The organism is Kibdelosporangium phytohabitans, from assembly GCF_001302585.1.
Classification (GTDB): domain Bacteria; phylum Actinomycetota; class Actinomycetes; order Mycobacteriales; family Pseudonocardiaceae; genus Kibdelosporangium; species Kibdelosporangium phytohabitans.
In genome coordinates, this window is sequence record NZ_CP012752.1 from 11,609,032 (window position 1) to 11,627,636 (window position 18,605).

Consider the following 18,605-nt stretch of genomic DNA (forward strand, 5'->3'; position numbering starts at 1 on the left):
TGTGGCGGCGTTCGCTGGCAGACTCGGCCGGTATGCGCCGTGTGCTGGTCGGGCTGATGTTGTTGGCAGGCTTGACAGCCGGTGCGCGCGCCGATGAGGTGCAGTCGTTCTCGCAGGCGTACGCGAAGATCCTCGACGGTGATTTTCTTCTCGCCGGCAACGGTTCTGTGCGGTGCCCGGTGGCTGCGGACAACGCGCCGTCCACTGGTGACGGCAACTCGCCGCAAGCCTGTGCTGACGCGGCCAACCGCGGCAACAACCGGGTGAACGACAACTTCTTCATGCAGTGGTCGGATGTGGACAGTGATCCGGCCACGTTCAACTCCAGCACCGCCACGCCGAAGCTGCCCGCTGGTGCGAAGGTGGAGCACGCCCGGTTGAGCTGGGGCGGGAACACCGGTGTCTTCGCGGATTCGACCGTGCGGATGTGCCAGTCGCGCGAGTCCGAACGGCCCGCGATCCTCCCCGGTGGCAGCCCGAACCAGCCGGTCAAGCTCACTGTCGGGTCCGCGACCAGCGAGGTGGCGCCTGCGACGTTCCGGGTGGACGCACCGGGCACGTTTCGCGGGTCGAGTCAGCTCTACACCGCCTCGGCCGACGTGACGGCCGCGTTCGCCGGTGGGCCGGCGCCTGTCACGGTCGCGAACGTGTGGACTCCCAAGGGTTTCGGCTGTGTCGGCGGCTGGTCGATCGTGCTCGTGTACAGCCAGTCGGGTGCCGCCAAGCGCCACGTGATGGTGTTCGACGGGCATGTCCGGCAGAACATCGGCGACGAGGCGACCACGTTGCGGGTCAACGGATTCCGCGCCGCGACCGCGGAGGCGCGGGTCGGCCTGACCGCGTACGAGGGGGACTGGGGAATCGGCGGGGACCGGTTCCTCGTGAACGGCAGCAGCCCGGCTGACAACTTCTTTGTCTCCCAAGCCGAAGGCCGTCCGAACAACTTCAGTGTGGACGCACGCACGCTCACCGTCCCGGTCGGTGTCGGCGCGACCACTGTGGACCTCGGGTTCGCCACCACCGGCGACAGCTACCTGGCGCAGAACGTCGTGGTGTCCATCGCCGTCCCTGCGTTGCAGGTCGCTGTGACAGCGGACAAGCCCGCGGTGCACCCAGGCGACCAGGTGACGTTCACGACCACGGTGACGAACTCCGGTGGCGTGCCCGTCCGTGACGTCCGCGTGTCGTCCACGACCGCCGCCCGGGACGTTGACTGCGGGCGGATCCAGGCGCTGGAGCCCGGCCAGTCCCAGGCGGTGACGTGCCAGGTCACCGCGCCGCCGGACGACTTCACCCACACCGTTGCCGTCACCGCGGCCACGCCGATCGGCGAGGTGGACGGCAGCGCGTCGGTGCCGGTCGAGGTGCTCAACCCGGCCGTCAAGCTCACCAAGCAGGCGGACAGGCCCGCGTACCGGGTCGGCGACGCCGTCACCTTCACCATCAAGGTCGACAACGCGGGCGACACGCCCCTGACCGGGATCGAGGTGGTCGACGCCAAGACCCCGGGCTGTGCGCGGAAACTCGCCGAGCCGTCGACGTTCACGTGCACCGCGACGGCACCTGTGCCGGACGACGTGAACGTGGCCGAGGTCGGAGCCGCGGACCGGCTCGGCAAGCGCGTCACCGCCGCCGCGCAGGCACCGGTCAAGGTGATCCACCCGAACATCCAGGTCACCAAGGACGTCGCACCGGGCGTGGTGCGGCAGGGCGACACAGTCACGTTCACGATCGCCGTCCGGAACACCGGTGACACGCCGTTGTCCGGGGTCGGGGTCGCCGATGACGTTCCCGGTTGCGGCAAGCAGGTTGGTGAACTCGGCGCTGGCGACGCCCGGACGTACACGTGCACGCAGGTCGCCGGGGCGGCGAGCACGACGACCAAAGCAACCGTGACCGGCACTGACATCACCACACGCACGGTGACAGCGACCGACGACGCCTCCTATGCGGTCATCCACCCGGGCATCTCGATCGCGTTGACCACCGCGGGCCCGTACAAGCCCGGTGACACGGTCACGTTCACGGTCAGCGTGCGCAACACGGGTGACGTGCCGCTGACCGACGTCACGGTCACGACCGCCGTCGCGCCCGACTGCGCCCGGGTGCTGGGGGAGCTCAGGGACAAGGCTGATTACACGTGCACGATGACCGCGCCAGCCGACGACGTCACCGCCTTGGCCACAGCCACAGGCAAGGCTCCTGTCGGGCCGCCTGTGAGCGGTGTGGGAGCCGCGTTCGTGGACATCCGGCATTGACGCGGGAACTCGTCCTGGCACACGCGCCGGTGCCCCGGTACGGCGCGGCCACGACTTGACGTAGTGCACGAGGATCGCGGAAGGCGGCCCGCACCGGCGGTGGCTGTCGATCCACTGGAACTGGAGAGCACGGCGTCGTCGTCGACTATTGGTGATCGAAGCTGTGCGTGGTGTCACGGCGATGATTTTGTTCGCCAGCCAGCCGAACCCGAATTGTCACCAAGATCTCAGTGGGGAAAGAGCAACTTCTGCCGAAAAGGATGACCGATGGTATGTCAATCACCCTCGGAAGGTAAAAACAAAAAGTAACCGCCGTAGCACTTAATGCGACGGCGGTTACGGTGAGCTGATAGTCAACGGCGAGAGTTAACCCGCAGTGGTGACCACGACCGGGCGATTCCCGGCACCGACGACCTTGTTTCGCCCGCTTTCCTTGGCCACGTACACGGCCGCGTCCGCGGCGGCAAGTACCTCATCGAGGGTCTGACCTGCCTCGGGATACGCCGCGACACCGATCGAGGCGGTCCGTTCGCTGATCAGGACGGGCGTGCCGTCGTTGGTCTGGGTGCCGACCACGAGCTCGGTGATCATGTGACGGATCCGCTCCGCCGCGACCACCGCTTCGAGCTCGGACGAGCCGCCGAGCAGCACCACGAACTCCTCGCCGCCGAACCGGCCGACCAGGTCGTGCGACCTGGTTTCGCGTTTCAGCAGGTCGGCGAGTGCGATCAGCATGTCGTCACCGGCCAGGTGGCCGTAGGTGTCGTTGATCTTCTTGAAGAAGTCCAGGTCGATCATCAGCACGCTGAACTCGCCGCCGCTGCGGCTGGCCCGCGACAGCTCCTGGTTGCCGCGCTGGTGCCAGGCGGTGGCGTTGAGCAGGCCGGTCTTCTGGTCCTTCGACGCCAGGTCCTCGAGCTGTTTGGCCAGCACCGAGCGCTGCAGCACGAACATCGGCACGAACGTGACCAGCGCCATCAGCGGCTGGTTGATCAGCGCGATGACCATCATGCCGCCGATGCACAGGGTGGCCAGGTCGAGCAGGTTGTCGTCCCAGGTACCGACGATGCGCTTGACGCTCGCCTTCTCCGGCGCCGCCAGGTACAGACCACCACCGGTGATCGCCGTGTTGACCAGGAAGTACATCGCCCCCGCGACGCAGACCGCCCCCGCGGCCACCTCCTTGGTCCCCTCGAGCGGGCTCGCACCGAAGAAGGAGTGCGTGACCCAGCTGGCGAGGAAACAAGTCAGCGTTACGGTTGTGGCGTTGGTCATAGTGCGGTGCGGGGCCACGTGCTGCAGCCCTGACCAGCTGCGGATCGCCAAGTGCAGGTAGAACGTGAACGCCAGCGCGGCGATCAACTGCGGCGGCAGCAGCAGGATGGCGGGCAGCATCCAGACCGACGTCATGTTGATGTGCGGCGTGACGTTGAGTGAACGGCGGGCGCGTTCGATCTTGCGGCTCGTCTCGGCCTGCAGTACCCCCAGTACCGCGAGCACGCCGAACATGAGAATCTGCTGGTTGCTGACCGGCATGAACACGATCGCGGCGACCGTGAGCGCCAGGGTGAGCGCTTCGGTGGTCAGGGTGTAGGCGACCCAACGACCCGGGCGTTCCCACAACGCCCAGTTACGGACGGGCACCCATTGTCGCCTCGCCGGTTCCGCTGTACTAGTCATCCGTCCCCCAAAACCCCTCATTGTCGCGCTAGGCGAACTGCCCGTTTACAGACAGTTTCCACCGGATAGCAGGCTGACGACAAGGGCCATAGGTGTGTATTTTCTGATAGTCAGCAAAGGGAAAGGTGAGCACTAATGGCCAGCACCAAGGATCAGTGATGTCTCCGCGCCAGGCCTCCACCTGCCGCGCCTGACGGCCACACCCACTGGAAACGTCTGTCACGATTTCGTGGGTGTGGTGTCACTGAGAAACCCACCGCTCCGGGTCCTTCCGGATGTTCCGGTGCCAAGCGATCGCCAGCGGGATCGCCGCGAGCAGTCCGGCGGTCCCGAAGGCGGCGACCGTGGTCTGCGGCGTCGTCATGTCCGTGAGAAGTCCTCCAATCAGGGGCGACACCCCCAGCACGGTCGTCAGGCCGGTGTTCGACAGGCCCATCGCCTGCGCCCGGCTCGAATCGGGCACGCCGAGCGAGAGCGAGGCTGTGGCCTGCATCAATGCCACAGTACCTATGCCCCCCGACAGAACGAAAAGCACCAGCGAGACCACGAGCCCGGGCTGCAGGAAACACAGCAACAGGGGGACGGCCGCCGCCAGGGACAACAGGCCCGGCAGCCGCGGTCGTACGGACGCGGGCACCCATCGGGTGAAGATGAAAGCGCCCAGAACGCTGCCCAAAGGGTCACTCGCGAGGATGAGGCCGGTGGCGGTGCCGCTGGCGTCACCGAAGACGCTGGCGTAGGGCGCCGCGATGCCCTCGTAGACCGGCAGCAGCCCCATCAGCCACGTGATCAGCAGCAACGTCCGCAGGCCCGGGTCGGCGAAGACCAGCCTGCTGCCCTGGCTGATCGAACCGAAGAACGAGGGCCGGTCCTGTTTGGCCGCCGCGGCCGGCCGTGCGCGCATCCCCAACCGCAGGATCGCGGCGGACAGCACGAACGTGGCCGCGTCGATCACCAGCGCGATTCTCGGGTCGATCTGGGAGATCAGCACGCCACCGCCGGCGAAGCCGAGCAACTGGGCGGACTGGCTGGTGATGTTGCGGATGGCCATGCCGGTGATGAACCGGTCGCCTTTGAGGATGTCGGGCAGCGTGGCCAGCTGGGACGCCTTGAACAGCGGGTTGAGCAGGGTCGCCAGCGCGACCAGCAGGCCGATCAGCCAGAACGGGATCCCCGGGATGGCGATGAGCAGGATCAGCGCGGCTCTGATCAGGTCCGCGGTGATCATCACGTTGCGCCGGGAGAAGCGGTCGGCCAGCCCGGTCAGCAGGATGCCGCCGAGCAGCGACGGGGCGAAGGTCAGCGCGTAGGTCAGGCCGGTCAGCGTCGCCGAGCCCGTCTGCTTGAAGACGAGGACCGACAGCGCGACCCTCGCCATCTGGTCGCCGACGATCGAGAAGATCTCGGCGAACCACAGCGCTCGAAACTCAGCTACGGCGAACACGTCGCGGAACGTGACTCGCCCCGGTGCTTCCGTCACTCACCGACCCCTTATGTACGCCCCGGCGGCTACCGACTGACGGGACCTTAGATGCTTGCCGTCACGAGTCAATCACAAAGCGTCAGAAGTCCACTCCGGCATGTCGCCGTGTTGCCCTGTTCATGAGATTGACTCGGGAAATCGGCTTACGGTTCCACGTCCGCTCGGTCATCCACCACGGCCGTTCGGATCGATCCGGACGACCACACCGGGCAGGTCGATGATGACAGCGTTGAGCTCGCCACGGGTCTTCGCGCCCATGGCCGCGCCGAGCCGGTCCGCGAACCCGTCGACGTCGATCAGGCCTCTGGCCAGCGCCTTGTTCAGCAGGCTCGCCACGTGCTCCCGTTCGGCGTCGGAAACCCGCAGATCACGGGGGTCCACCCGGCCGTACGGCTGCGCAGTAGCCCTCGCGTCATCCGCCACGGCCACACGGTAGCGAAATATCTTAGCCGTCGAAACATTGCGCCGGACGTACCCGATCCACTTTGGACCATTCGTTCGTGTCCACGCTGGTCCATCCGGTCCAGCACAGCGCTGTGGGCGGGCAGCGGCGCTGCCCGCCCGCAGTCGCGTTGCCAATCGGGTTGGCAACTCCTTGATTTACTTCGCCGCCGCCACTTCGGGGGCGGGGTCGTCCGATCCGAGCGTGTCGATCAGTTCGTCGCGCTTGGCCGTGCGTTCCGGGAAGAACAGTCCACCCAGGACGTAGACGAGCGTCGAGGTGATGATCGGGTAAGCGACCAGCGCCTCCTTGGACACCGTGACACCGCTCTTCTGCGAGATGAACAGCACCGCCCACACGCCGAGGCCGAGCAGCACGGCCGACAGCGCGGCGCGCGGGCCGGAGCGGCGGAACCACGGCAGCAGACCGAGCAGGAGCGGGATGCCGATCACGCCGACGGTCGCCGCGACCACGTCGACCACGATCTTGATCACCACACCGGTGCCGCTCGTGCTGATCGCGATCAGCATGCTCACCGCGATGAACAGGAACGTGGTGATCCGGGCCAACTGGAGCTGGGCGGCCTCGCCGAGCCGGGTGGTGCCCTTCCAGATCCGCGGCAGCATGTCGCGGGTGATCACCGCGGAGATCACGTTGGCGTCCGACGACACCATCGCCATGGTGTGCGAGAAGAACCCGGCGAGCACCAGGCCGACCAGGCCGGCGGGCAGCATCTGGACGCCCATCGCGACGTACGCGTCGTCGGCGTTGCCGAGGCCGGGCACGATCAGCGGCGCGGCCCACATCGGCAGGAACAGCACCAAGGGCCAGACCAGCCACAGCACGCTGGACAGCGCGGCGGAGCGGCGCGCTGCCGATCCGTCCGGCGCGGCCATGTAGCGCTGCGCCAGGTTCCACATGCCGCCGTTGTACTCGAGTGTCTTGATCAGGAAGAGCGCCAGGAAGAACGTGATCGTGTAAGGCCCGGCCAGCGGCTGGCTGTTCTGCGCGGGCAGCTGGCCCCACATGTCCCAGATCCACGAGACGCCACCGAAGTGCGCGATCACCGCGCCGAACATCGCGAACCCGGCGACGGCCTGGATGACGAACTGGCCGAAGTCGGTGAGCGCGTCCGCCCACAGGCCGCCGATCACCGAGTAGACCATGGTGACCGCGCCGATCAGGATGATTCCCCACGCGATCGGGACCCCGGCGAACCCGCGCAGCAGCACGGCCACGGCCGCCCACTTGGCCGCGATGTCCACGACCTTGAGCAACGAGCCGGACCACGCGAGCACCTGCTGCGTCGGCACGTTGTAGCGCTTGGCCAGGTACTCCAGCGGCGATGCCACGTTGTACTTGGACCTCAACCGGTTCCAGCGCGGCGCGAACAGCCACGCGCCGATACCGACGCCGACACCGATCGTCAACGCCCACCAGATGTAGACGGTCAGGCCGTACTTGTACGCCTCACCAGCGAACGCCACGAACATGACGGCGCTGTAACCGGACATGTGGTGCGAGATCCCGGAGAGCCACCACGGCATCTTGCCGCCCGCGGTGAAGAAGTCACTCGTGTTGGCGACCTTGGCTTTCGACCAGACGCCGATAGCCACCATCACGAAGAAGTACCCGACAACGACTACCCAGTCCAGAGTGCCCATCGCACCTCCAACGTCGACCAAGCGCCCGGCTTGTGACGTACGTCTTACGGACGCGTGACATCGGAGGGGAAGGTCTCGGCCACAACTGAGTCACATTCGTGACTCGCTTTCATGTAGATGAATCGTTAGCCTTGCGCAGGGTTCCCATTGCCCGGTCCATCTCCCAGAACGCCCGCAGCGAGCGGATCAGACCGTCCGGCCCCACCCGGTAGACGAACACGCCCTGGGTGGCGAGGCGCATGCCACCAGGCAGGAAGGCGTGGATCGTGCCCACGTTGGCGACCTCGTCGCCTGCCGCGAACGAGTCGTCGATGTCGAACTCGAACCGCTCCACCGTGGCAACCGTTTTGTCCCAGAACGCCCGGATCCCGTCGTGGCCGTGGTGCCCGAGGCCGGTCGGGTCGATCGGCGACACCCCGACGGGGTCCTCGATCACGGCGTCGGGCGCGAACAACGCCACCCACTCGTCCTCCGCGCCCCGGCCGACCGCACTCATCGAACGGCGGGACGCGGTGCGCGCCGGGTGCTCGGTCTCGGTCGCCCTCCAGGTCACGGCAGTCATCTGGGTCCCCTTTCAGATCTTGTGCAGGATCTCGTCGGCGAAGCGCTTCATGCCGTCCTTCTTGGCGGCGAGGTCACCGTCCATGCCGACGCCGTAGAACACCCATGGCGCGACGAGCACGTCCGTGACACCGATGTCCGCCTGCTGGCGGTATCCGTCGAGGCCGAAGCGGTCGATGCAGACGGCCTGGATCTCGAAGGGCACCTCGGTCCGCTCGTACTCGGCGAGCAGCCGGCCGAGCCGGTCGACGGTGGCCTTCAGGTCGTCGAACTTGATCATGGCCGAGGTCCAGCCGTCTCCGATCCGCGCGGCGCGCCGCAGCCCGCGCTCGGTGTGCCCGCCGACGTAGAACGGCACGGGCTCGCTCGGCGCCGGGCTCATCCGCAGCTTGTCGAAGTCGAAGTGCTCGCCGTGGTACTCGACCATCCCGCCGCCGAGGACGAGTTTCAGCACGTCGATGGCCTCGTCGACGCGTGCGCCGCGGTTGGCGAACGGCGCGCCGCACCACTCGAACTCCTCGGGCGTCCAGCCGATGCCGACACCGAGCCCGAACCGGTTGCCGGTGAGGCAGGCGACCGACTGCACCTGGCGGGCGAGCAGCAACGGGTTGCGCGGACCGAGTTTCAGAACCTGTGTGTAGAACCTGATCTCATCGGTGACCGCACCCATCGCGGCTGCGGCGACCAGCGGGTCGACCCACGGCGTGTGCTCGTTCCAGAACCGCGTTCCGTCCGGTGTGTACGGATAGTCCTCCGACACCTTCTCGGAGTAGAAAATGGAGTCTGGCAGGGCAATCGCCGAGTATCCGCACTCCTGTGCGGTACGCGCCAGCTCGGTCAGCTGGTCGAGCGGGCTCAACGCGACTGCGACCGTGAACTTCATGGGCGGTGCCGTCCTTCCCGGGCCGACAGGAAGAACAACTGTAACGTGTTCTACTTCTTGCTGTCACCGTCTGGGCGATTGAGGAACACCACGCCGCGGTCGAGATCTACAAGGTGCGGCGGCGCGCCGTCCTGCTCTTCCTCGCGCATCAGGGACTGCGTCACGCGCTGATCGAGCTCGACCCGCTTGCTGCCGTGGAGGAACGCCGTGAATTCGTCGAAGGCCATCCCGGAGAAGGGCGCGCCCGACTTCTTCGCCCGGCGGATCCGGCGCCAGACCAGTTCGAGGATCGCCATGCCGATCAGCAACACGGCGAGCGCAGGCAGTGAGACGCCCCACATCATCTCCATACCTGGCCAACGCGCGGTGGCGAGCGCCCGTTCCGGTCCGCGGGACGAGATTTATCGCCCGCTTATCACCCGCAGGGGTGAGTTTTTGTGTTACCGGCGGTCACAGACGACTACAACGTCACGAGGCGAGTGTCCTGACGTCGCACTATCGGACGAGTGACCGGGCGTGGAGGCGCGGATGGTGAACAACATCGACCACCGCCAGGTGCGGCCGACAGGAGCGGTCGTCACCGGGCGGTCGACAGAAGGCGGGCTGGGCATCGCCTTGGTCGACTCGGTTCCGCTTGTCCGCGAGGGCCTGTCAGCACTGGTGATGCGAACCCGCGGACTGCGGTGGGTCGGCGCGGCGGGCAGCCCGCACGCCGCGTTGCAGCTGTGCGAGCGGTTCCGGCCGCACGCGGTGATCATCGATTCGGGTCTCGACCCGAGGTGGCACCTGTCGCGGATGCTGATCGGCAACGACTCCGACCTCGGGGTCCTGCTGATGATCCGCGAGGCGCAGCGCAACACGCAGTACATCGCGGGCGCGATCGCCGCGGGTGTGCACGGCGTGATCTCACGGCGCAGCGAGCCGCCTCAGCTGATCCAGGCGATCCAGCGCGTGCACGCGGAGCGCCGGTACATCGACCCGACGCTGGCACCCGCGCTGGGCACGCCGAAGGGCAAGGGCGGCGGGCCGGTGATGCCCACGCACGGGCAGCAGCCGCTGTCCAGGCGTGAGTACCAGGTGCTGCAGCTGATCGCGGACGGGTTGGAGAACCAGGCGATCGCCAAGGTGCTGTACGTGTCGGTGGAGACGGTCCGCACGCACGTGAAGAGCATCCTGCGCAAGCTGTCCGCACGAGACCGCACGCACGCGGTTGCGGTGGCCTTCCGCTCCGGAGTACTCACGGTGAACCAGGAAGAGCACCCGTACTGACGGCGGCAGGGCGTCTGGTTCACCACATCGGCGGGATCCGCTTGCCCAGGTTACCGGCAAGTAATATCCTGTTGTTACCGGCGAGTAGCACAAGCCTGCCCCGGAAACGCAGACACACAGGGGAGCGACCCAATGGCCCACTACAAGAGCAACGTTCGCGACCTGGAGTTCAACCTCTTCGAGGTGTTCAAGGTCCAGGAGCGACTCGGCACGGGACCGTTCGCGGAGGCGGACGAGGACACCGCGCGCGGCGTGCTGGCCGAACTGAACAAGGTGGCCGTCGGCCCCCTCGCGGACTCCTTCGTCGAAGGTGACCGCAAAGGCACCACGTACGACCCGAAGACCTTCTCGGTGACGCTCCCCGAGGCGTTCAAGAAGTCCTACCAGGCGCTGTGGGACGGCGAGTGGTACCGGATCGGCCTGAGCAACGAGCTCGGCGGCCTCGGCATCCCGCCGTCGGTGACCTGGGCGGCGGCCGAGCTGATCCTCGGCTCCAACCCGGCCCTGTTCATGTACATGGCCGGCCCGAACTTCGCCGAGGTCGTGCACCGCAACGGCAACGACGAGCAGAAGCACTGGGCCGAGCTGATGATCGAGCGCGGCTGGGGCGCCACGATGGTGCTGACCGAGCCGGACGCCGGCTCCGACGTCGGCGCGGCGCGCACGAAGGCCGTGCTGCAGGAGGACGGCAGCTGGCACCTGGACGGCGTGAAGCGCTTCATCACCTCGGCCGACCAGGACATGACCGAGAACATCATGCACCTGGTGCTGGCCCGCCCGGAGGGGCCGGGAATCGAGACCAGGCCGGGCACCAAGGGCCTGAGCCTGTTCCTGGTGCCGAAGTTCCACTTCGACTCGCAGAGCGGCGCACTGGGCGAGCGCAACGGCGCCTACGTGACCAACGTCGAGCACAAGATGGGCCTGAACGCGTCGGCCACCTGTGAGCTGACCTTCGGCCAGCACGACAAGCCCGCGGTCGGCTGGCTGCTCGGCGACGTGCACAACGGCATCGCGCAGATGTTCCAGGTGATCGAGTACGCCCGGATGATGGTCGGCACGAAGGCCATCGCCACCCTCTCGACCGGCTACCTGAACGCGCTGGACTACGCCAAGGAGCGCGTGCAGGGCGCGGACCTGCCGAACATGCTCAACAAGACGGCGCCTCGCGTGACCATCACGCACCACCCGGACGTGCGCCGCAGCCTGATGCTGCAGAAGGCGTACGCCGAAGGCCTGCGCGCGGTGTACCTGTACACCGCGACGTTCCAGGACCGGATCGCGCTGGACCAGGACACGGACCTCAACTCGAGGATCAACGACCTGCTGCTGCCGATCGTGAAGGGCGTCGGCTCGGAGCGCGCGTACGAGCAGCTGACCCAGTCGCTGCAGATCCTCGGCGGCTCCGGCTTCCTGCAGGACTACCCGATCGAGCAGTACATCAGGGACGCCAAGATCGACTCGCTGTACGAGGGAACGACGGCGATCCAGTCGCTCGACTTCTTCTTCCGCAAGATCGTCCGCGACAAGGGCCAGGCACTGGCCCACGTGGCGGGGGAGATCAACGACTTCCTCTCGGCCGAAGGCGGCAACGGCAGGCTCAAGGAGGAGCGCGCGGCCCTCAAGCAGGCGCTCGAGGACGTCCAGGGCATCATCGGAGCCCTGATCGGGCACCTGACCAGCTCGCAGCAAGACCCGCAGAACATCAACAAGGTCGGCCAGCACACCGTCCGGCTGCTGCTGAACACCGGCGACCTGCTGATCGGCTGGCTGCTGCTGCGCCAGGCCGAAGTGGCGCTCGGCGCGCTGTCCGGCGAGGTCTCCGCCCGCGACAAGGCGTTCTACGAGGGCAAGGTGGCCGTCGCGTCGTTCTTCGCCCGCAACGTCCTGCCTGAGCTCGCCGCGGGCCGCAAGATCGTGGAAGCGGCGGACAACTCCCTGATGGAGCTGGACGAAGCAGCCTTCTGAGACCCCGCTCCCGCGGCGGAAAAGGGCGGCGATCCCTGGCGGGGGATCGCCGCCCTTCTGGCTGTCCATCCGAGAAGGCGGGCGCAGCGGAGACCCGTCACAGGCTCCTGCGTGTTCCGTGCCGGGACAGCACCGCCAGAGCTAGGCCGGCGGAGCCGGACACGTGATCTTGGGCTGCGGGTTGTACTTCACCGTGCGGTTCTCACGCCGGACCTCGCGGCCGTTCAAATCCTTGATCACCCGGGTGTCGGTGACAGTGAACCCCGGCGCGCCGTTGCTCGGCGAGCAGTTCTGAGCCGGACCGGCCTTCTCCGTCGGAGGAGTCGGGTTGGTGTCAGGGCCAGTCACCGAGTCGACCTGGTACCGCTTGGTTCCCCAGATCTTGACGGTGATCGACTTCGGGGTCCACGCCGTCTGGATCGCGATCCCGGTCTGCGCGTCGTTGGCGAACTTCAAGTCGATCACGCTCTTGCCGCCGTGGTCCTGGAAGACGGTCGCCTCCCTGGCCTTGTGGTAGCGGCTGATGTAGTAGCTGTGTTCCTTGTGCTCGACGTTCTTCAGGCCCGCGAAGTAGGACGCGTTGTAGAGCGTCGTCGCGAACTGGGAGATGCCGCCGCCGACTTCCCGGCCGGGAGCGCCGTCCTTGATCACGCCCGCCTCGACGTACCCCTGCGCCGCGCCGCGCGGACCCGTGAAGCCGTTGAGGCTGAAGGTGTCGCCGGGCTTCACGATCGCACCGTTGACCTTCTGGGCCACCATCCGGATGTTCACGCCGGAGTCCGACGCGAAGCCGTTGGTGGTGAACTCGCCGATGACCTCCTTGATGCCCAGAGCGTTGGCCTGCTCCGTGGTCACCTTCGCGGGCTTGACCGTGTACTGCAGCTTGAGTTCGCGGCCGTCCTGCTTCTGCGCTGTCTCGGCGAACGGCACCAGGCTCGGTTCCCAGTTCACCGTCTTGCCGTCCTCCGACGGGTGCACGGTGGGCTTGCCGCCCTCGAAGACGATGGTGGCGTCCTTGCCCTCTTTCTCCGTCGACTTCAGCTGCGGTCCCGCCGCTTCGGCGACCTTCACGGGGTCGACCTTGGCGACCAGTTTGTCCTCGACCGGCTCGAAGCGCAGCGCCGCGGCGATCTGGGGCGGCGTCAGCGTCGCGTCCTTGCCTTCGCCCTTGAGCACGATCGGCCCGGACGTGGCGATCTTGGCCTGCTCGAGCGCGGCCTTCACCGCATCGGGGGCGACCTTCACCGGCGTCACCGCCACCGGCAGTTCGATCGGCACGCCCTTGACCCAGTCGGCGACGATCTGGTCGGCGGCGGCCTTCTGGTCGAGCTTGCGGCCCTGCTTGGCTTCGGTGATCGCCGGGGTGGTGCCGTCGAACTTGATGCTGCCCTCGACCGGGTCCTGGTCGACCTTGCCGCGCACCCCGTCGACCGCGACGGTCAGCGCGGCCTGGTCGGTCTGGGTGGTGAACCCGACCTCGCGGTTGCTGAAGAACGACGTCAGGCGGGTGACCGGGTTGATCGGCTGCTCACCCGCCGCGTCGAGGGTCTTGGCCCAGTCGGGCGTCAGGCCGGCCTTCGCCGGTTCCAGCTCCGTGGTGAGGTCACCGGCCTTGAGCTGGACGGGGTGGTTGAGCCGCGGCTCGATCTGCTCGCGGAGCTTCTTCTCGGCCGCCGTCCGCGTCATCCCGCCGACCTCGACACCGGCGACGGTCACCCCACGTGGCACGTTGCCCTGGCTGACCAGGACGTCCACCAGGTAGAGGACGCCGAGCACGCCGACGACCGCGCCCGCCGCGAGGCCCGTCTTGCGCAGGTTCCGCTTCTTGCGGTCCGGTGCCGGTTCGGCTTCGGGCTGCTCGTCCGCCCACCGCGCGGTCGGCTCGTCGTAGGCGGACGTGGCCTTGAACGGCGGCACCTCGTGCGGAGGCGTCTGGGCAGGCGTCGACGGCTGTACGCGGACAGCTGGCAGGACATCCGTCTGCTCGCTGTGCGACTCCGGCCAGTGGTGCTGTTCCGGCAAGGCTCAATCCTCCGCGGGACTACAAGTACAGCCCGGTTCCGTGTTCGGTGCGTTCGCTGGCGATGGCGTGCACGTCGCGCTCGCGCATGACCAGGTAGGTCTGCGCCTGCACCTCGACTTCGAGCTGGTCTTCGGGGTTGAACAGGACCCGGTCGCCGATCTTGACCTGCCGGACGCTGTTGCCGACCCCCAGTACGTCACCCCACGCCAGCCGCTTGGCCATCTGCGCGGTTGCCGGGATGACGATGCCGCCTGTGCTCCGCCGTTCCCCATCCTCGGGCGAGATCCGCACGAGCACGCGGTCGTGCAGCATCTGGATCTCGAGTTTGAGTTCGGACACGTCAGGAATCGTACTTGTCCACCGAATGGGACTGAAAAGTGCACGGCACCTTATCAGTCGTCCATTCCTCCCAACATCAACGGCAAACGACGCAGGCCGGCCTGCTCCACCCTGACCGGCACCCCCCAGTCCTGCCTGGTCAGGCGGCACGCGGGGTGCTCGATCGCGGGATCGTCGTCGCAACTGGCCGCCTGGGCAACCACATGCAGCACACCCATGTCAACGCCCTCGGCCAACACAAGGCGCCGACTGAGATCTGTACCGGTCCCCGCGCCGTCGACCAGCAATTCCGGCGGTGAGGAGGTGATCTCCAACCTGGTCGACGGGCCGTACCGCTCGTCGAGCTTCTGGCCGGGCGGCGGCTGGAACACGACCGTGAGCTCGACGTCACCGGGAGCGAGCACGGTCGGCGGGCGCTTGACCTGATGCGCCTTGCCCGCGACCAGTTGCTCGTTGTCACCGGGTGAGACCGGCCACTCCAGCCGGTGCGCGGCGGACGCGACGACCACGAGCTTGCCGTCGACGACCGCGGCCGCGGACGGCTCCTTGATGCCGTCGGCGAGCGTCGAGACCTGCCCGGTTCCCGGGTCGTAGCGGCGAATCGCGCCGTTGTACGTGTCCGCGATCGCGACGCTGCCGTCCCCGAGGACCGTGACGCCGAGAGGGTGCTGCAACAGCGCCTGGTCGGCGTCGCCGTCGCGGTGCCCGAAGTCGAAGAGGCCCTTGCCGATCGCGGTGTGCACGACGTGGTCGGTGCCGATCCACCGCAACGCGGACGTCTCGGAGTCCACGAGCCACAACCGGTCACCGTCGGCGGCGAGCCCGGACGTCTGCGCGAAGAACGCCTCCGCCTTGGGGCCGTCGGACAGGCCCTCGACGGTCGTGCCCGCGTACCGGGAGACGGTCGCGGTGATGGGGTCGAACGCGCTGAGGGTGTGGTTGCCCGCCATCGCGATGATGATCTTCCCGTCCCACCACACGACATCCCACGGGCTGGAGAGGTCGATCTCGGCAGCGGGGCCGTCGGTGGGGCCGTCGCGCCACTGCTCACCCGTGCCCGCGATCGTGGTGACCTCGCCGGTGTCCAGGTTCAGCCCGCGCAGCAGGTGGTTGACGGTGTCGGCGACCACCGCCTGGTACCCGGTCCGCGCCGCGACCTCGTCCGGCAGCAGGGCGATCCCGGACGGCTCCGAGAAACTCGGGGCGGTGCCGTCGGACCGTCCCCTTTGGCCCGTGCCGAACCGCCGCACGAGCGTCTCGCCGTCGGCCTCGAGCTCGGCGACACTGTGGTTGGCCGCGTCGGCGACGAGCAAAGTCCCTTGTGGCGTCACGACAACCTTCGACGGGAACCGCAACTCGGTGCGCACGCGCTCCGGCGGGGAGTACGGGCCGTCGCCGCGGTGCAGCGTGCCCTTCTCCTCGTGTTCGCCGACCAGCTCACGGATGACCCGGCGGAGCGCCTCCGCGTGCCCCTCGCCCGCGGCGTGGTGGACCACGTAGCCCTCGGGGTCGATGAGCACGAGCGTCGGCCACGCCTTGACCGCGTAGTTCTGCCACGTGGTCAGCTCCGGGTCGTCAAGCACCGGGTGGTGGACCTCGTAGCGCTCGACAGCGGCAGCGAGCGCCTCCGCGTCCGCCTCGTGCACGAACTTGGGCGAATGCACCCCGATCGTCACGAGGACGTCGGCGTACTCCTCCTCGAGCGGCCGCAGCTCGTCGAGCACGTGCAGGCAGTTGATGCAGCAGAACGTCCAGAAGTCCAGCAGCACGATCTTGCCGCGCAGGTCCGCGAGCGCGAGGTCCTTGTCACCGGTGTTCAGCCAGCCGCGGCCGACGAGTTCCGGTGCCCTGACACGGGCGCGGCGTGTGGTCGAGGAGGTCACGCACCTAGTCAACACGACTACTGCCACCTGGTATTTCCTGATCCACCTGACGGGACGAACTCCCGTAGCCAAGACGGTTCGGCTACACCAGGATCGCTGACCATGGCGTTCAAGAACGACTCCACACTCAAATTCCTGCTACTCGAATTACATGAGCGAACACGCGCTTGGTGAAGTTGCACCGTGGTTTTCCGATCACGACCGACGAGGTGAACCAGGCCTGCGCGCAAGTCGCGAACTACCTGCGTGCGTTCGACGAGGACAGAGTCGGGGTCCCTACCCGGCATGGCATCGACGCGAGACGAGCGAGTGCCACGGTGGTTGCCGGGCACCCCATGTACGACGTCGAATTCACCGAGCAGCAGGTCGACGAGGTCCTTCGAGTCCACAACGCCGACCGTTCTCGGACTGAGGTCGTCACGTACAAACAGTTGATCGACAGAGCCCGTCGTGCGCTGGAACTCAGCGCGCCGACCGAAGTCGAGCCAGCCGTGTAGGAGTGCCAAGCGACTTGCCGACGCGGCGCTGAGGCAGCAGAACGGCCAGAAGTCCGGCACCACCACACCCGGTACCTGGTATTTCACCGATCCGCCTGCTGGGAACGCGCCGGTTGGCTAACTTGCAGCGGTGTCCGTCATCGACGAGTTGCTAGACGAATCCGCACTGATGTCGTTCGAGCACCAGGAGCACATGCTCGCAGTGCTCGGGGAGTTCCGCTGGGACGCGACGTTCCGTCCGCCGAGCTTCAGGTTCACCGGTGACCGGACGTTGGAGTGCACCGGTTTCCACGTTCTCGGGTCGGCCGCGCCCGGGCCGCAGTCGTGGTTGTGGAGCTGGGCGAACAAGGAGGCCGACTACCTCCCCGAGCTGGTCGAGCTGGCTTTGCAGGCCCAGGCCTATGGTGTGGAGCACGGCATTTCGCTGCTCGTCGACGATGAGGTCCCGTTCGCCGATCTGCCTGGTTCGCCGACCGATCCGGTGAGGGTCGCGTGGATGATGGGCGAGTTGGTCAAGGCGGTCACGCACACCTGGACCATGTACAACGGCAACCTCGGCCGCGGATCTCGGATCGCGATCATGGTCGAGCACCCCGATCTTGAGCTGCCCCCGCCGAGCGTGTCCTCGATGTCGCGGATCGTGGACGCGCTCGACCGCCTTCAGCTGCCGGACCACCGGCACGCCTTGCACCGCTACGCCGTTGTGCGGGGCTTGGGTGTCGAGGTCAACGACGCCCAGTCGACGATGTCGCTGACCGGACCGGACTTCGAGACGGTCGTGCGGTTCTCGCCGGAGAACTTGCTCGTCGCCGCGTCGACCAGCCGGCTAGCGCACTGAGCTCGGGCCGAGGACTGCCGCACCGAGTTCGGTCACCCGGGCTTTCAGGCCGCGGTCGGCGGTGACGACGTAGCAGGTCCGGTCCGTGCCCTCGGTGCGGACGAGGCCCACGATGGCGTCGTCGCCGTCGCCCGAAGTTGACGCCGGGACCACGCGGACCGTGTCGGAGGACTCCACGCCGCGTGCCTTGCCCTCGACGACCATCACCACGTCGACAGGTGGCCGCACACCGGCAACGCCCGTGGCCGGCAGGTCCGCGAGGGAGTCGCGGAGGCGTTCGGTCGCGCCGAACCTGTCGCGCCACCAGCCGTCCGGGACCGAGCCGACCACGTTGGCGGCGTCGATGATCAGCAGCGGGGTCATGCTTCGGCCTTTTCCTTGAGGCGGCGCAAGGTCGTGGCGATGTTCTCGGTGTTCGTCCTGCCCCGGTCGGACACCCCTGTCGCCAGGTAGGCCAGGCCGAGGAACCAGCGCGGGCGGCGGTCCCACGTGCTTTCGGTGACGACGCAGCCGTTTTCCGCCGGGGTGATCGAGTACGTCCAGCGTGAGACCGGGATGCCCATCGAGGCCACGTTGAACGCGAACCGGCGGCCGGGCGCGGCGTCGGTCACGGTCGAGACCGTCGACCAGCGGCGCACGCCTCGGCGGTTCACGCCACGGAAGCGGGTTCCGATCGTCACCGTTGTCGCGCCGTCGAGCAGGGTGCAGCTGACGGTCTCCTCCGCGAGGCCAGCCAGTGACCGCGGGTCGCTGATCAGCTCGTAGACCGACTCCGGCGCGGCGTTCACCGTGATCTCGCCGGTCGCGGTGGGTTGCATCC

At 67.4% G+C, this 18,605-nt stretch carries 17 protein-coding genes; 5 read left to right on the plus strand and 12 right to left on the minus strand.

All coding sequences use genetic code 11. The features are described 5' to 3' along the window. Positions 1-32 precede the first annotated feature (32 nt). Positions 33-2,258: a DUF7507 domain-containing protein gene (locus tag AOZ06_RS52270; protein ID WP_054296192.1), complete on the plus strand. Its 2,226-nt coding sequence runs from the start codon at positions 33-35 to the stop codon at positions 2,256-2,258. Positions 2,259-2,624: 366 nt separating this feature from the next. On the opposite strand, the gene AOZ06_RS52275 is transcribed toward AOZ06_RS52270, so the two are convergent. The 7 genes from AOZ06_RS52275 to AOZ06_RS52305 form a co-directional block, all read right to left on the minus strand. Then, positions 2,625-3,902 carry a sensor domain-containing diguanylate cyclase gene (locus AOZ06_RS52275; protein ID WP_236952007.1) on the minus strand — a complete coding sequence of 426 codons (1,278 nt, stop codon included), beginning with the start codon at positions 3,900-3,902 and terminating at the stop codon, positions 2,625-2,627. A 277-nt stretch (positions 3,903-4,179) separates the two neighbouring features. Then, a complete protein-coding gene (locus AOZ06_RS52280) occupies positions 4,180-5,418 on the minus strand; it encodes an MFS transporter (RefSeq protein ID WP_054296193.1) in 1,239 nt (412 codons plus the stop codon). A gap of 168 nt (positions 5,419-5,586) precedes the next feature. Then, positions 5,587-5,844 (minus strand): DUF1707 SHOCT-like domain-containing protein, encoded by a 258-nt coding sequence (locus tag AOZ06_RS52285; protein ID WP_218921914.1) that lies wholly within the window; start codon positions 5,842-5,844, stop codon positions 5,587-5,589. Positions 5,845-6,021: 177 nt separating this feature from the next. After that, complete coding sequence (locus AOZ06_RS52290) at positions 6,022-7,527, minus strand: sodium:solute symporter family protein (protein WP_054296195.1); 1,506 nt, start codon at positions 7,525-7,527, stop codon at positions 6,022-6,024. Between the two features lie 109 nt (positions 7,528-7,636). Beyond that, complete coding sequence (locus AOZ06_RS52295; protein ID WP_054296196.1) at positions 7,637-8,089, minus strand: nuclear transport factor 2 family protein; 453 nt, start codon at positions 8,087-8,089, stop codon at positions 7,637-7,639. A gap of 12 nt (positions 8,090-8,101) precedes the next feature. Further along, the gene (locus AOZ06_RS52300) at positions 8,102-8,971 is read right to left on the minus strand and encodes a TIGR03619 family F420-dependent LLM class oxidoreductase (protein WP_054296197.1); all 870 of its coding nucleotides are present in this window, start codon (positions 8,969-8,971) and stop codon (positions 8,102-8,104) included. A 50-nt stretch (positions 8,972-9,021) separates the two neighbouring features. Then, positions 9,022-9,315 (minus strand): DUF6191 domain-containing protein, encoded by a 294-nt coding sequence (locus tag AOZ06_RS52305; protein ID WP_157233713.1) that lies wholly within the window; start codon positions 9,313-9,315, stop codon positions 9,022-9,024. A 184-nt stretch (positions 9,316-9,499) separates the two neighbouring features. On the opposite strand from AOZ06_RS52305, the gene AOZ06_RS52310 reads away from it, so the two are divergent. Next, on the plus strand, positions 9,500-10,240 hold the full coding sequence (locus tag AOZ06_RS52310) for a response regulator transcription factor (RefSeq protein ID WP_083472503.1): 741 nt from the start codon (positions 9,500-9,502) through the stop codon (positions 10,238-10,240). A gap of 132 nt (positions 10,241-10,372) precedes the next feature. Continuing rightward, entirely contained in the window at positions 10,373-12,205 is a 1,833-nt protein-coding gene (locus AOZ06_RS52315; RefSeq protein ID WP_054296199.1) for an acyl-CoA dehydrogenase, read from the plus strand. Between the two features lie 141 nt (positions 12,206-12,346). Here the strand turns inward: AOZ06_RS52315 and AOZ06_RS52320 are convergent, their stop codons facing one another. From AOZ06_RS52320 to AOZ06_RS52330, 3 genes are all read right to left on the minus strand, one after another. Beyond that, a complete protein-coding gene (locus AOZ06_RS52320; protein ID WP_054296200.1) occupies positions 12,347-14,227 on the minus strand; it encodes a VanW family protein in 1,881 nt (626 codons plus the stop codon). 19 nt (positions 14,228-14,246) lie between these two features. Continuing rightward, positions 14,247-14,540: a GroES family chaperonin gene (locus AOZ06_RS52325; protein ID WP_083472926.1), complete on the minus strand. Its 294-nt coding sequence runs from the start codon at positions 14,538-14,540 to the stop codon at positions 14,247-14,249. A gap of 80 nt (positions 14,541-14,620) precedes the next feature. Then, complete coding sequence (locus AOZ06_RS52330) at positions 14,621-16,450, minus strand: NHL domain-containing thioredoxin family protein (protein ID WP_054296201.1); 1,830 nt, start codon at positions 16,448-16,450, stop codon at positions 14,621-14,623. Between the two features lie 170 nt (positions 16,451-16,620). On the opposite strand from AOZ06_RS52330, the gene AOZ06_RS52335 reads away from it, so the two are divergent. Both AOZ06_RS52335 and AOZ06_RS52340 read left to right on the plus strand, forming a co-directional pair. Further along, positions 16,621-16,947: a Shedu immune nuclease family protein gene (locus AOZ06_RS52335; RefSeq protein WP_157233714.1), complete on the plus strand. Its 327-nt coding sequence runs from the start codon at positions 16,621-16,623 to the stop codon at positions 16,945-16,947. A 130-nt stretch (positions 16,948-17,077) separates the two neighbouring features. Beyond that, the gene (locus tag AOZ06_RS52340; RefSeq protein ID WP_054296203.1) at positions 17,078-17,785 is read left to right on the plus strand and encodes a DUF6882 domain-containing protein; all 708 of its coding nucleotides are present in this window, start codon (positions 17,078-17,080) and stop codon (positions 17,783-17,785) included. On the opposite strand, the gene AOZ06_RS52345 is transcribed toward AOZ06_RS52340, so the two are convergent. Together AOZ06_RS52345 and AOZ06_RS52350 are read right to left on the minus strand one after the other, a co-directional pair. Next, positions 17,774-18,148: a hypothetical protein gene (locus tag AOZ06_RS52345; protein ID WP_054296204.1), complete on the minus strand. Its 375-nt coding sequence runs from the start codon at positions 18,146-18,148 to the stop codon at positions 17,774-17,776. The genes AOZ06_RS52340 and AOZ06_RS52345 overlap by 12 nt on opposite strands. Further along, positions 18,145-18,603, minus strand: a complete 459-nt coding sequence (locus tag AOZ06_RS52350; RefSeq protein WP_054296205.1) for an SRPBCC family protein — start codon at positions 18,601-18,603, stop codon at positions 18,145-18,147. Before AOZ06_RS52350 ends, AOZ06_RS52345 begins: the two co-directional genes overlap by 4 nt. Positions 18,604-18,605 lie beyond the last annotated feature (2 nt).

Bases quoted from the DNA above. Each gene is read 5' to 3' on its own strand.
- AOZ06_RS52270 (WP_054296192.1), top strand. From the start codon at position 33: ATGCGCCGTGTGCTGGTCGGGCTGATGTTGTTGGCAGGCTTGACAGCC.
- AOZ06_RS52290 (WP_054296195.1), bottom strand. From the start codon at position 7,527: ATGGGCACTCTGGACTGGGTAGTCGTTGTCGGGTACTTCTTCGTGATG.
- AOZ06_RS52295 (WP_054296196.1), bottom strand. From the start codon at position 8,089: ATGACTGCCGTGACCTGGAGGGCGACCGAGACCGAGCACCCGGCGCGC.
- AOZ06_RS52300 (WP_054296197.1), bottom strand. From the start codon at position 8,971: ATGAAGTTCACGGTCGCAGTCGCGTTGAGCCCGCTCGACCAGCTGACC.
- AOZ06_RS52305 (WP_157233713.1), bottom strand. From the start codon at position 9,315: ATGATGTGGGGCGTCTCACTGCCTGCGCTCGCCGTGTTGCTGATCGGC.
- AOZ06_RS52310 (WP_083472503.1), top strand. From the start codon at position 9,500: ATGGTGAACAACATCGACCACCGCCAGGTGCGGCCGACAGGAGCGGTC.
- AOZ06_RS52315 (WP_054296199.1), top strand. From the start codon at position 10,373: ATGGCCCACTACAAGAGCAACGTTCGCGACCTGGAGTTCAACCTCTTC.
- AOZ06_RS52325 (WP_083472926.1), bottom strand. From the start codon at position 14,540: ATGCTGCACGACCGCGTGCTCGTGCGGATCTCGCCCGAGGATGGGGAA.
- AOZ06_RS52345 (WP_054296204.1), bottom strand. From the start codon at position 18,148: ATGACCCCGCTGCTGATCATCGACGCCGCCAACGTGGTCGGCTCGGTC.
- AOZ06_RS52350 (WP_054296205.1), bottom strand. From the start codon at position 18,603: ATGCAACCCACCGCGACCGGCGAGATCACGGTGAACGCCGCGCCGGAG.